Genomic DNA, 13,450 nt, shown 5'->3' with positions numbered 1-13,450 from the left:
AAGTTTAAGGTCTAAAGTTTAAGGCTTAAAACTTACATTTTAAACCTTAAACATTGAATTTTTTTAGTTGTATTTAGAAGCTAAATCGTTAGCTGCCTGCTTAAGAACACCTGTAATATCGTTATCGATTTTTCCAGCTTTGATAGCAGCCATAGTATCAGGGTGCTTAGATCTTAGGAACTCGATATATTCGTGTTGGAATTCTTTAATCTTGTTCAATGGAACGTTTCTCATTAAGTTTTCTGTTCCAGCGTATACAATTGCTACCTGACTTTCTACAGGAAGTGGTGCATTTACCGGCTGCTTAAGGATTTCTACGTTTCTTTCTCCTTTAGAGATTACTGCTAAAGTAGAAGCATCAAGGTCAGAACCAAATTTAGCAAACGCTTCTAGTTCTTTATATTGAGCCTGGTCTAATTTAAGAGTACCAGAAACTTTTTTCATTGATTTGATCTGAGCGTTACCTCCTACTCTCGATACAGAGATACCTACGTTGATCGCAGGACGAACCCCTGAGTTGAATAGATCAGACTCCAAGAAGATCTGTCCGTCTGTAATAGAGATTACGTTAGTTGGGATATACGCAGAAACGTCACCTGCCTGAGTTTCGATGATTGGAAGAGCAGTTAATGAACCACCACCTTTCACGATTGGCTTAAGAGACTCTGGTAAGTCATTCATTTGTCTAGCGATGTTATCGTCAGCAATTACTTTTGCAGCTCTTTCCAATAGTCTTGAGTGAAGATAGAAAACGTCTCCAGGGTAAGCTTCACGACCCGGTGGTCTTCTCAATAGTAGAGAAAGCTCACGGTAAGCAACAGCTTGTTTAGATAAATCATCATAAACGATAAGCGCTGGTCTACCAGTGTCTCTGAAGAACTCACCAATAGAAGCTCCTGCCATTGCAGAATATACCTGCATTGGAACTGGATCTGATGCGTTAGCCGCAACAATTACAGTATAAGCTAAAGCTCCTTTATCAGAAAGAGTTTTAACGATTTGTGCTACAGTAGAAGCTTTCTGACCGATAGCAACATATATACAATATACTGGCTGACCAGCATCAAAGAATTCTTTTTGGTTGATGATCGTATCGATTGCAACAGTAGTTTTACCTGTTTGTCTGTCACCAATGATAAGCTCTCTCTGTCCTCTTCCTACAGGGATCATCGCATCAATTGCAACGATACCAGACTGTAAAGGCTCAGTTACCGGTTGTCTGAAGATAACTCCGGGAGCTTTTCTTTCTAACGGCATTTCGTATAAATCTCCTGTGATAGGACCTTTACCATCGATAGGGTTACCAAGAGTATCTACTACTCTTCCTAACATACCTTCTCCTACTTTGATAGAAGAGATTCTGTTTGTTCTTCTTACTGTATCCCCTTCTTTTACTAATTTACTTTCACCTAATAAAGCAACACCTACGTTGTCTTCTTCAAGGTTAAGTACAATACCTTCTACATCACTAGAAAATTTCACCAACTCTCCGTATTGTACGTTTTCTAACCCGTATACACGAGCAATACCATCACCGATGGTTAAAACTGTACCTACTTCCTCAACGTTTGATTGAGTATCGAAGTTGGCCAATTGCTGTTTTAAGATCGCAGATACTTCTGCCGGATTTATTTCTGCCATTGTATGGTTGTTTTTCTTAATTTAATTGGAAATCTTTTTTAACTTGGTTCAATTTTGTCTTCACAGACGCGTCTACCTGCTGGTCTCCTACTCTTAGGATGTATCCACCTAAAATATCCTGGTTGATGTTTACTTTCAAATCGAAGTTTGAGTTTGCATTTACCAAGTTGGTAGATCTTAGGATTTGATCAATATTCTCTTTGGAAAGCTGAGTTGCTGTAGTTAAAGTAACTCTTTGTACTCCGTTGATATCTTCAACTTTGTTGATAAATTCCTGAGCGATATTTTTTAGTTGGTTTTCACGTCCGTGCTTAATTACCAATCTGATCAAATTCTGGGAAGATGCTGATAAACCTTTGAAAATTTCGTTTGCCACCTCTATTTTCTTTTTTGCATCAATGTAAGGGGTAAGGAAGAATTTGTTCAAATCCTTAGATTCAATCATAATCTTCACTACATCTTTCATTTCAGAAAATACGGCAGCTGTCTGACCTGATTCATTCGTGAAATCAAGTAAACCCTGTGCGTATCTTTTCGCTACTTTAGATGTAAGCATTCTTAGTTAAGGTTAGATTTGTTGATATAATTTTGAACTAATTCGTTTTGAGCTTCCGTGTTATCTAACTTTTGTTTCAAGATAGATTCTGCAATGTTTACAGATAAAGCACCGATTTGAGTTTTGATGTCTGCCATTGCAGCATTTTTCTCAGCGTTGATTGTTTGCTTAGCAGCTTCGATAAGTTTATCTCCTTCAGCTTTAGCAACATCTTTAGCTTCACCTACGATTCTGTCTTTAATTTCTCTAGCTTCTTTAAGGATAGCGTCTCTTTCGATTTTAGCTTCACGAATGATTCTTTCGTTGTCTGCTTTAAGATCTTCCATCTCTTTTTTAGCCAATTTAGCTTGGTTCAATGCATCAACGATAGAAGTTTCTCTTTCATTAACTGCATTTACGATTGGTTTCCAAGCGAATTTAGCTAGAAGAAATAATAGGATAACAAAAGTAAGGGTCATCCAAAACAAAAGTCCAATTCCAGGTTCAATAATTCCCATATCTGTAAATTCTTTTTTTAAATGTTATTTTATGGATTGTTTTTTAAAATTCTTAGCAGCAGCCAACCGCTTTACTGCTAAGAATGTTTTTTGAGGATAGATTACTTGATGAAAGCACCAAAGATGATCGCGATAAGACCAGCACCTTCAATAAGACCTGCAGCAATAAGCATTGCTCCTTGAATCTTACCAGCTTGTTCTGGCTGTCTAGCGATAGCGTCCATTGCATGACCACCGATTTTACCGATACCTAGACCTACACCTAGTACTGCTAAACCGATACCTACGTAAACTAAACCTGTTCCTGTTGATAAATCCATAATAAATAAATTATATTAGTTAAAAAATTATTTTTAAATTCTTTCTTTTAATTAGTGAGCGTGTTCTTCGTGACCGTGCTCATGTTCGTGTTCTGCAACTGCGATACCAATAAATAAGGCAGATAATACAGTAAAGATATACGCCTGAAGTGCAGCAACTAATAATTCCAATACTGAAACGAATAATGCTAATGGTACAGATGCAAATCCTAATAGTGGAGATTTGAAAATGAAGATCAATGAAATGATCGCCAAGATCATAATGTGTCCCGCAGTGATGTTAGCGAAAAGTCGCATCATTAAAGCGAAAGGCTTTGTAAAGATTCCGATAATCTCGATTGGAACCATGATTGGGTACAATAAGATTGGAACCGGCGGCATAAAGATGTGTTTCCAGTAATCTTTATTCGCACTGAATAATGTAATTAATAAGGTAATAATAGCTAATACTGCTGTGATAGCGATATTACCTGTAAGGTTAGCCCCAAAAGGGAAGAAAGGAATTAATCCAAAAAGGTTGTTAACCCAGATAAAGAAAAATGCAGTTAATAAATAAGGCATATATCTTTTATACTTAACAGACCCGATGTTTGGAATAGCCACCTCGTCTCTGATAAACACAATTACCGGTTCTAAAACTTTCCCAAGTCCTTTTGGAAGTTGTGAAGTTTTATAGTTTCTTGCCATTCCTATGAACACTACCGCCATAAAAATTACTGACAATAACATTGAAGCTGCGTTTTTTGTAATTGAAAGATCAAAAAACACTTCGTTTGATTTTTGTTTTCCACTGATGATTGAGAACAATGTAGCTTTTTCAACACCTTTAGTAGAAACTACCTGTCCTTCTTCTAAAGTATATCCATCGTGTTCATGTCCGTGAGCAATACTGCTTGAAAGGAAAGTGTGCCACCCTTGGTTATCCTTAATAATAACAGGCAAAGGGATAGAAACGTGATGCTCTTCACCACTGTCATCTTTTGAAGTCCATAAATGCCATTCATTAGAATCACCGATGTGCTCCATGATCACTTTAGTCGCATTGAAGCCATCTTTCGCTTCTTTATGCTCTACTTTTTCAGCTACTTTTTCCCCTTCAGTTTCGTGCTGTGCAGCAGCTAAACTGCTAATAAACACAAACAAAAACGCGAAAAATAACGAAGAAATTTTTCTGTTCATATCTCTTTTTTAATCGTGTGCAAATATATCGATTTTATTAAACTTTACCAATACTAAAAATTGATTTTTATCATCAAAAAAATCAAGATTTATTAATGAGTTTTATTATAGGTAAATATATAAGGAATGATGCTATAATAAAGCATGCAAGCAAAAACAGAAAATTTTCTTTCGTTTTATCTATAATAAGAAGTGAAATAAGCAGCCAGATAATATCTTTAGGGATATTCACAGTGAGAAACTTAAGGGCTGCATCCTGTCTTTTGTAAAGAAACTTTTTAAATATTATATACACTGCTGTATTAAAAACAACAGCCAATGCCACAATAATAAAACTGTCAAGAAAATTCATGCTGCAAAAATAGGATTATAATTTTTGAAACAAAAGGATTCTTCTATATTATAAGGATGGAAGCTGGGAGCTGGATGATGGAAGTTACTATTCTACAAAACCGCAATTCAACTTGTTTTTTATTTAAAATAGTCTGGAGTGCTTAATCTTAAACATATATTATTAATAAATAGTCTTACTCGTTGTACATTTTAAAATATACTTGATTTTAGATTGTTGATTTTTTTGTTTAGATAGTTTTTATTAATAAATTGAACAATTGTAAGAGCTGTAATCTCTGTAGTCTTTTTGGTTGATTCTTTTCGGAGTTCCAAAGGTAATATTAGCATAATTAAACAAATCTACCTGTGCCTCTGATGAGAGATGCTCTTTATTAACAAGCAAGATACAATCAGACAACTGCTCTTTAATGTCCTTCAAAAAGTGAATATTATGAATAGATGCCGGACTTAGCGTTCACAGAACAAACCGCATGAAGTTTGTAGCCATAAAAAGACATTTGCTGTGATGCGCAAAAACCTCTGTTTAGATAACAATACTGTTCATCTTACATATTTTATTCCGACACTTAAAAATAATTCCTATTTTTACGATTAATTTTTAACCAAAAATGGTCAATCTATTTCGAATATGACACAAAAATAGAAATGAAAATAAAAAAAATATTATTTAGCATATTAGCCGCTCTTGTTTTAATGATATCAATATTCCTTTATATGAATAAGGATAAATTTGTCTATGTAGGTTCAATAGATATTATTGAAGTCGATTGCAGCAAAAAACGTCAAATCTTGAGCGAAGTTTTAGAAAGTGACCAAAGGATTAGAAAATCAAATGAACTCATCAAATACGCTAAAGAAGACCATAGGAATAAAGAATTAGTGATTAGCATTATTGAAAAGTGTGGTATGCCAACATTAAAGGAGGTGGATCAAAAACAAATGGATGCAATCTGGTTGGGATTGCAACATAGTACTCAAGAAATCAGAAAAAAGTATTTTCCACAAATAGAGAAAGCGGTTAAAAATGGAGACTTATCTAAACAACAATACGCATTGATGAAAGATAGGATTCTAATGGACGAAGGAAAACCTCAAATATATGGTTCACAAATAGAAAATGGTAAATTGTATAAATTAGAAAATCCTGAAACTGTGAACGAAAGAAGAAAAGAAATGGGAATGGAACCAATAGAGGATTATTTAAAGAATTTCAATCTTCAGTTCAATCCGAATTAACAACACAACATATAATCACGTAAAATTCTTTCGTAATTTGCAATTAAATTGTTCATTGTAAAGTTTTGTAGCAAAAACAATTTACTGATTTTCAATTGAATGAACGACTTATTTCTTTGCACTAATAATACACAATGGGTAGATAGTCTTATTTATTTTTATCGAACTTAAAAAATTTTCTCTCCCCGCTTCCTGCTTCCAACGATTATAAAAATACTTTAGAAACTATATAATAGCAGTACTTAAAACAAACACATTTCATTTTATTGACTCATACAACCTCCCTTCTCCCCGCTTCCTGCTTCCAACTTTAATCAAATCCTTATAATATTAAGTCGATCATACTCAGGTTTCTTAAAAATTCCTTATTTTTGCAAACCTATAATTTACAATAAATATGTTTAATAGTTTACAGGATAAATTAGATAAGGCATTACATAATATTTCCGGACGTGGAAAAATTACCGAAATCAATGTAGCGGAAACCGTAAAGGAAATCCGTAGAGCATTGGTAGATGCCGACGTTAACTATAAAGTTGCAAAGGATCTTACTAAAAGAGTTCAGGATAAAGCGTTAGGCGAAAACGTTCTTACTTCCCTTACACCAGGGCAGTTGATGACAAAAATCGTTCATGATGAGCTTGTAGACCTAATGGGAGGTTCTCAGGAAGGCATCAATCTTTCCGGAAAACCATCTGTAATCCTTATTGCCGGTCTTCAGGGTTCTGGTAAGACTACTTTCTCAGGAAAACTTGCTAATTATTTACAAACAAAAAGAAATAAAAAACCTTTATTGGTAGCTTGTGACGTTTATCGTCCTGCGGCAATTGATCAGCTGAAAGTATTGGGAGGACAGATTAACGTTCCGGTTTATACTGAAGAAGGTGCTACCAATCCGTCTACGATTGCTGAAAACGCGATTAATTTTGCCAAAGCAAACAATCACGATGTAGTAATTGTGGATACAGCAGGTCGTCTAGCGATTGATGAGCAGATGATGAACGAGATCAAATCCGTACATTATTTCATCAAGCCACAGGAAACACTTTTTGTAGTGGATTCCATGACAGGTCAGGATGCCGTGAATACTGCTAAAGCATTCAACGATGCATTAAATTTTGACGGGGTTGTTCTTACTAAATTAGATGGTGATACAAGAGGGGGTGCTGCTTTAACGATCCGTTCTGTTGTTGAAAAACCAATCAAATTCATCTCTACAGGAGAAAAAATGGAAGCTTTAGACCTTTTCTACCCGGAAAGGATGGCGGACAGAATCTTAGGAATGGGAGACGTTGTTTCCTTAGTAGAAAGAGCTCAGGAGCAGTTTGATGAGGAAGAAGCTAAAAAACTTCATAAGAAAATCGCTAAAAACGAATTCGGTTTTGATGATTTCCTTAAGCAAATCAACCAGATCAAGAAGATGGGTAACATGAAGGACTTGATGGGGATGATTCCCGGGGTTGGAAAAGCAATTAAAGACGTGGAGATCAGCGACGATGCATTTAAGCACATTGAAGCAATTATCTACTCTATGACGCCTGAAGAAAGAAGAAAACCTTCTATTATCAATACTCAGAGAAAGAACAGGATTGCAAGAGGAGCAGGAAGAAAGATTGAAGATGTAAACCAATTGATGAAACAATTCGATCAAATGGGTAAAATGATGAAGATGATGCAGGGACCTCAAGGAAAGCAAATGATGCAGATGATGAGCAAAATGCCAAATATGCCTGGAATGGGCGGAATGTTTGGAAAATAATTCAAAAACATCAGCTATAAATATGAAATCCGACTCAGAATTGAGCCGGATTTTTTTTGTTTTTTATTTAAGTAATCTAACTATTTATCAGATTTCTGCCCATTACCTTTAATAAAATAAGAAAAACCAACGTTCACACCGAAAGTATTAATGTTTGTCTTAAATTCTTTATTCATAATAGTTTCTTTACTTGAAAACTGATCATAAGAAACGCCTAAATTAATTCCTAAAGACTGAGTTACCATATAAGTTACTCCTCCTCTTACTTTCCACGCTAAACCACCTTTAGTTATCTCTGTATCCTGTACAAGAAGTGGGTCAAAAGTTCCATTTCTCATCCCACTAAAAGAAGTCTTTTCTTTATTTGATGCGTAACCTATCCCTGCTCCCAAAAATGGCACCAGCTTACTGGAATTAGTAAAATAATAAGTTGCTGTAGGCATTACAGAAAATCTGGAATTTGTAAATTTAGCCCCATCGTATTTCGTAGTAGTATTTACATATCCCAAATCGATACCAACGGCTAATTTATCAATGACGAAATATCCTACAGAAGGCGTAATTGAAAATGTATTTACTTTTGGACTCTCAGTAGACTTACCTTCTACTTTTTCTGTGGTTGTACTGTTGTTAAAACCCATTCCTGTGTTTCCACTGATTACCCAGTCACCTTTAGTCATTTGAGCATTAGAAAGTCCGAAAAGTGCTATTGTGCCTGTCAATAATAGTTTTTTCATTATTATATGAATTTTATTAAAATTTATATCCTACTCCAATTTGAAGGAAATTCATCTTTAGTTTTTCTCCATCTACAGGATTTTTAATCATATTAGTAAGTCCAAAGCTGTAACGTGCGTCTACAAAAAAGCCTTTATAAACGTTATAATCAGCACCAAGGAACAAACCGAACTCCGTAGACTTAAGATTATCATCAAAAGTTTTTTCAAGGTACTTTTCTCCTTCATGTAGAGCTTCTGGGTTTGATGGCGCTCCACTCACCTCCATTTTCACTTTTGTATTCGTTCTAAAGCTTACATATGGACCTGCATAAAGTCCTAATTCCGGAGTAGCGTAGTATCTCGCAGACACAGGAATCACGATTCTGTTAAAGTTTAATTTTTCCGTTACTGTAACACCATAAGCTTTCACAACAGCTTTACCTCCAAGATTAGCGTACTCTAACTCTCCTTGTAATGCAAATTTATTATTGATTTTATGTTCAACCAATCCTCCAATATAGAAACCAGATTTTGATTCCATACTGGCTTTGATACCTCCGATTTCAAAATTATCGTCATTAGTATTCAATGTTGATAGAGAATATCCAGCCTTTACGCCGAATTTTGTTTGTGCATTAAGCCCTGCAAATAGAACAATAGCAGATGCTAGTAAGATTTTTTTCATGATTATTATTAAAAAAGTTTCCAAAAATACAAAAAAGCCCCGAGAGATCTCAGGGCTTTTTGCTATATGTTTTGTTTATTATTTTGCAAATACATATTTAACTCCGAAAGTTACTGAAGATAACTTTAATCCAAAGTTGTAGTTGTTTGTAGCATCACCATCTTTTGGCTTATAGTTGTTGTAACCAAACTCACCGATAGTAGCTTCGATAGACCAGTTTTTATTTAAGAAATAATCTAAACCTGGCTTAACAGTAACACCAATCTGAGTATATTTAGCTTCAGTAGAAGTAGAGTTAGTAATTGTAGAGTTTCCTGCAGTAGTTACATCATTATTTTCGATTTTAGTTTTACCAAATTCCATTGGTACAGCTAATTGACCGAAGATATATAATTTCTCAGATAAAGTCCAATATTTTCTTACAAATGGAGCAACAACAAAAGCTGGTTTTTTAGTGATATCTTCGCTAACAGTAGTTGAACCTGGCAATGTTAAAGTAGACGTTTCAGTCGATTTTGATGTCTTGTATCCAACTCCTAAACCAATTGCTAAGTTAGTGTTTACAAAGTATCCAACTGTAGGCAATACATTGAAATTCTCATCTTTAGAATTTCCGTTGTTAGTTTCTTCTTGAGAGTAACCAACTGATCCTGATAAATATGTAGTTCCTTTAGCAATTTGAGCGTTTGATAAACCAAAAAGTGCAACAGCACCCGCTAATAATACTTTTTTCATTTTAAAAATTTTTAATACTTTCTGAGGGCAAATTTACCATCGTCCGCAGTAATATTAAAATTTGTTAATGTGATTAATATCATTGTTAAAATTTAATCATTTACAATAATAATTCATATTAAAGAGAGTCTTTTAGTTTTTTCACAAAATTATGAATAAATAGATTTCAATTTATCAATCAGAGTTGAATATGTTTACTCTTTTATATTTGTTGATTTTATCAAAATTCTTCCCTTTTTGCTTATATTCATATAAAAAGTATTTTTAAAACATTAACATTTAATATATTAAGTCTTAAAATTTAAACAAATGTTTATAATTACAAGTTGTTTTTCCTATCTCAAAAGGAGATAATAATAGGAATATCAGTTATAAAAGTAAAAACTCCGGCATTTAAGCCAGAGTTTTATATATTTATAGTAAGCAGAATTCTTATTTAATATAGAAGTTATATCCTAAATTAACAGCTCCTACATTCCAGCTGTCTTTGTACCAACCATGATCACGTCTGTTGCTTATAGATTGATATCCGATATACAATTCTCCTTTAGACATTTGGTATCCGAATTTAGGCTGTGCATAGAAACCACCATCCACATTGTCTTTAGTAGAAATTCCGTATCCTAAATCTAATCCTACAAAGATAGGTGCACCCTTGAATTTATATTTACCTGAAACTGCTACAGGGATAAATCCAAAATCATCAAAATGATCTTTTCCAAAGAAATGAGAATATCCTGTTGCTACCCCAAGATCAAAACCTTTAGCAATATTCCACATATAAGCTCCATCTATTCCTAATGTAAATGATGATGCGTCACCTGCATCAGCTACAGGAACACCGATATGTCCACCTAGTTTTAAACCTTCCTGTGCCTGTGCAGCACCTCCTAGAAGTGCAAAAGCACCTACTAATAATAACTTTTTCATTTTTTAAGTTTAAATTTTACGCTCCAAAAATACTAATTATTTTCATGACAGAGTATAATTCTATGTATCACATTCTATAGCAATAAAAAAACAGGACATATCTGCCCTGTTTTCTTATGATAATTTTCTTTCTGAATTTCAGATTAGTTTCCTCCGAATTTGAAACCAACACCTACCTGGATGAAGCTATTTTTTAAAGTTCCATTCTCTCCGTCTTCTTTTTTAGCCAGATTGGAAATTCCTAAGTTATATCTTGCATCAAAGAATAATCCATTTTCAAGAGTATATTCAGCACCTACAAACGGAGCCAAATTCAATTTATTCATGTGATCTTTTACATCTGTAGTTTCAGTACTTGAATCAGAGAAAGGTTCTCCCATAGCTGTTCCTGATAATTCGGCTGTCATTTTTATCTTAGCTGAAGTAATAATTCCTACATTAAGACCTACTCCAAACGCTAAATTTTCTGTAGCATAATATTTAGCACTCACTGGAATCTGAACAGTTCCTAATTTCCAGTCTGATTTTTCAGTACCTGTAACATTAGCCCCCATCATATTATAAGAAACCGCTTCCTCTTGCTTTCCTCCAATTTGAGAATACAATACCTCTCCTTGTACAGCAAACTTATCATTGAATTTATATTCAGCCATTGCCCCGGCATAGAAAGTTGATTTTGCATCAAAATTATAATCATGACCTTCACCACTTGCTTTAAGCATTGATAAAGAGTAACCAGCTTTAGGACCAAATTTGAATTCTTGAGCATTTACAGAAATTCCCATTACAGCGATTGCTGCAGTAAGTAAAAGTTTTTTCATTGTTAATTAGTTTTACATTTTAAGGATTGCAAAACTAATTATTTTTTTCAATTTAACAAACTTTAATAAAAATTTCAGCTGCAAATTATTCGTTTCTCAGTCTTTTATCTTCGTCGTTATAAGCAAGGATGATCTTCTTCACAACCGGGTGTCTTACAACATCTTCTTCTGTAAGATGTACAAATCCAATTTCATTTACTCCTTTTAAAATCCTCATCGCTTCCTTCAATCCGGACTGCTGATTCTTAGGAAGGTCGATCTGACTCGGGTCACCGGTAATGATAAATTTAGCATTCATACCCATTCTCGTCAGGAACATTTTCATCTGAGCATGAGTGGTATTTTGTGCTTCATCAAGGATTACAAAAGCATCATCAAGGGTACGTCCTCTCATAAATGCTAACGGAGCAACTTCAATAACTTTCTTTTCCATAAAACCTTCAAGCTTTTCATGAGGAATCATATCACGAAGCGCATCATATAAAGGCTGTAAATACGGATCCAGCTTTTCCTTAAGGTCTCCCGGTAAGAATCCAAGGCTCTCCCCCGCTTCAACAGCCGGTCTTGTAAGAATAATTCTTTTCACCTCCTTATCTCTCAAGGCTCTTGCCGCCAAAGCAACACTTGTATATGTCTTTCCGGTTCCGGCAGGACCAATGGCAAAAACCATATCTTTTTTCTCCGTCTCCTTTACCAGTTTTTTAAGATTGGTTGTTTTTGCTTTGATAACTTTTCCGTTTACCCCTTTTACAATGATATCCTGGTCAAAGATCAGCTGCTTTTCGTTTTCGTCTTTAATATTCAGGATATTTTCAACGTCTTTAAGCCCAATTGAGTTGTTTTTCGAGATAAACTTAACAATATCATCCAGTTTTTGCTTCAGTATGTCTAAAGCTTCCTGGTTTCCCATCGCAAAAATATAATGATCTCTTCCGGTAATTTTAATAGTTGGGAAGCTTGATTTTAATAAGTTGAAATATTGGTTATTAACTCCATAGAAGATTTTCGCATCGATATCTTCCAAATCATATGTTAATTCAAACATGCAGTATTTTTATTTTTAGATTTTAAAATTAAAGCTTTTTTTCAAATTTATATCAAATTCTTTTCAACAATCTTTCGGGCTTTCTTTTTATTTTAAATAACTTTGCAAGACTACACTATTCTATAAATTGCTCATGTCAATTATTACCCTTACTTCGGATTTCGGAAATTTAGATTACAGAGTTGCCGCTGTGAAAGGTAAAATTCTGTCTCTAAATCCTGAGGTTAATATTATTGATATAACCCACGATATCCAGGCTTTCAATCTTATACAAACATCTTACATCGTAAGAAACGCTTATAAATATTTTCCAAAAGGCAGTATTCACATTCTTTCTGTGGATAGTTTTTACAATAAATCAAGAAAAAATATCATCTACAAAGCCGATGATTCCTACTTTATAGCTGCAGACAATGGTCTTTTGAGCTTAATATTTTTTGATATTAAACCTGAAGCGATTTATGAGCTTACTCTGAACAACCGTTTTGATGATATCATCAACTTCACTTCTACAGATATCTTTGTACCTGCCGCTGTACATCTTGCCAACGGAGGGCTTCCTGAAGTAATCGGAAGAAAAATAGAGTCTGTAAAACAACTGATGTTCCCAAGAGCCGTCTATAACGAATCTGAAGGAATGATCATTGGCGAAGTTACTTATATTGATAATTTCGGAAATATAATCTCAAATATCAATAAAGATTTCTTTGAAAATATTAGCAAAGGATATAAAGGTTTTACTATAAAATTCAGGAACCTGAGTCTTTCAAGAATATTTTCCAGCCATACAGAGCTTGTTTCGGATTGGGAAAGAGAGACAGAATTTCATGGACAGTCAGCAGCAATCTTCAATGATAGCCAGCTATTGGAGCTTACGATCTATAAAGGCAGCAAGAAAAACGGAGCTAAAAGCCTGTTTGGATTGAATGTAGGCGAAAATATTTACATTGAATTCACGTAAAATTATATATTT

14 protein-coding genes and 1 pseudogene are annotated in these 13,450 nt (G+C 34.3%); 3 read left to right on the top strand and 12 right to left on the bottom strand.

The features are described 5' to 3' along the window. Nucleotides 1-63: 63 nt before the first annotated feature. The 6 genes and pseudogenes from atpA to AC5YGG_RS08430 all read right to left on the bottom strand — a co-directional run. Complete coding sequence (gene atpA, locus AC5YGG_RS08455; RefSeq protein ID WP_496144080.1) at nucleotides 64-1,641, bottom strand: F0F1 ATP synthase subunit alpha; 1,578 nt, start codon at nucleotides 1,639-1,641, stop codon at nucleotides 64-66. Between the two features lie 16 nt (nucleotides 1,642-1,657). Further along, entirely contained in the window at nucleotides 1,658-2,197 is a 540-nt protein-coding gene (gene atpH / locus AC5YGG_RS08450; RefSeq protein ID WP_065394237.1) for an ATP synthase F1 subunit delta, read from the bottom strand. 2 nt (nucleotides 2,198-2,199) lie between these two features. Beyond that, nucleotides 2,200-2,694, bottom strand: a complete 495-nt coding sequence (locus AC5YGG_RS08445; protein WP_045497327.1) for a F0F1 ATP synthase subunit B — start codon at nucleotides 2,692-2,694, stop codon at nucleotides 2,200-2,202. Between the two features lie 101 nt (nucleotides 2,695-2,795). Further along, nucleotides 2,796-3,014: an ATP synthase F0 subunit C gene (locus AC5YGG_RS08440; protein ID WP_034681712.1), complete on the bottom strand. Its 219-nt coding sequence runs from the start codon at nucleotides 3,012-3,014 to the stop codon at nucleotides 2,796-2,798. Between the two features lie 51 nt (nucleotides 3,015-3,065). Beyond that, nucleotides 3,066-4,193 carry a F0F1 ATP synthase subunit A gene (gene atpB / locus AC5YGG_RS08435; RefSeq protein WP_496144079.1) on the bottom strand — a complete coding sequence of 376 codons (1,128 nt, stop codon included), beginning with the start codon at nucleotides 4,191-4,193 and terminating at the stop codon, nucleotides 3,066-3,068. A 628-nt stretch (nucleotides 4,194-4,821) separates the two neighbouring features. Beyond that, nucleotides 4,822-5,109, bottom strand: a pseudogene (locus AC5YGG_RS08430) (transposase family protein); the annotation flags it as partial. Between the two features lie 83 nt (nucleotides 5,110-5,192). Between AC5YGG_RS08430 and AC5YGG_RS08425 the strand changes: the two are divergent. Together AC5YGG_RS08425 and ffh are read left to right on the top strand one after the other, a co-directional pair. Next, on the top strand, nucleotides 5,193-5,783 hold the full coding sequence (locus tag AC5YGG_RS08425) for a DUF6624 domain-containing protein (RefSeq protein WP_496144078.1): 591 nt from the start codon (nucleotides 5,193-5,195) through the stop codon (nucleotides 5,781-5,783). Between the two features lie 397 nt (nucleotides 5,784-6,180). Then, nucleotides 6,181-7,542, top strand: a complete 1,362-nt coding sequence (ffh, locus tag AC5YGG_RS08420; RefSeq protein WP_123856077.1) for a signal recognition particle protein — start codon at nucleotides 6,181-6,183, stop codon at nucleotides 7,540-7,542. Nucleotides 7,543-7,622: 80 nt separating this feature from the next. Here ffh and AC5YGG_RS08415 read toward each other — a convergent pair whose 3' ends face one another. The 6 genes from AC5YGG_RS08415 to AC5YGG_RS08390 form a co-directional block, all read right to left on the bottom strand. Next, the gene (locus AC5YGG_RS08415; RefSeq protein ID WP_496144077.1) at nucleotides 7,623-8,279 is read right to left on the bottom strand and encodes an OmpW family outer membrane protein; all 657 of its coding nucleotides are present in this window, start codon (nucleotides 8,277-8,279) and stop codon (nucleotides 7,623-7,625) included. Nucleotides 8,280-8,295: 16 nt separating this feature from the next. Further along, nucleotides 8,296-8,946, bottom strand: coding sequence for a porin family protein (locus AC5YGG_RS08410; RefSeq protein WP_496144076.1), 651 nt, complete (start codon nucleotides 8,944-8,946; stop codon nucleotides 8,296-8,298). Nucleotides 8,947-9,024: 78 nt separating this feature from the next. Continuing rightward, nucleotides 9,025-9,681, bottom strand: a complete 657-nt coding sequence (locus AC5YGG_RS08405; protein WP_496144075.1) for an outer membrane beta-barrel protein — start codon at nucleotides 9,679-9,681, stop codon at nucleotides 9,025-9,027. Between the two features lie 432 nt (nucleotides 9,682-10,113). Then, nucleotides 10,114-10,611 (bottom strand): hypothetical protein, encoded by a 498-nt coding sequence (locus AC5YGG_RS08400; protein ID WP_496144074.1) that lies wholly within the window; start codon nucleotides 10,609-10,611, stop codon nucleotides 10,114-10,116. A gap of 143 nt (nucleotides 10,612-10,754) precedes the next feature. After that, nucleotides 10,755-11,432, bottom strand: coding sequence for a porin family protein (locus AC5YGG_RS08395; RefSeq protein ID WP_496144073.1), 678 nt, complete (start codon nucleotides 11,430-11,432; stop codon nucleotides 10,755-10,757). An 85-nt stretch (nucleotides 11,433-11,517) separates the two neighbouring features. Further along, a complete protein-coding gene (locus tag AC5YGG_RS08390; RefSeq protein ID WP_065394227.1) occupies nucleotides 11,518-12,477 on the bottom strand; it encodes a PhoH family protein in 960 nt (319 codons plus the stop codon). A gap of 133 nt (nucleotides 12,478-12,610) precedes the next feature. On the opposite strand from AC5YGG_RS08390, the gene AC5YGG_RS08385 reads away from it, so the two are divergent. Then, nucleotides 12,611-13,438 carry an SAM hydrolase/SAM-dependent halogenase family protein gene (locus AC5YGG_RS08385; RefSeq protein WP_496144072.1) on the top strand — a complete coding sequence of 276 codons (828 nt, stop codon included), beginning with the start codon at nucleotides 12,611-12,613 and terminating at the stop codon, nucleotides 13,436-13,438. Nucleotides 13,439-13,450: the final 12 nt, after the last annotated feature.

The organism is Chryseobacterium sp. CS2K3, assembly GCF_059515185.1.
This window is presented reverse-complemented; position numbering and strand designations above follow the sequence as displayed.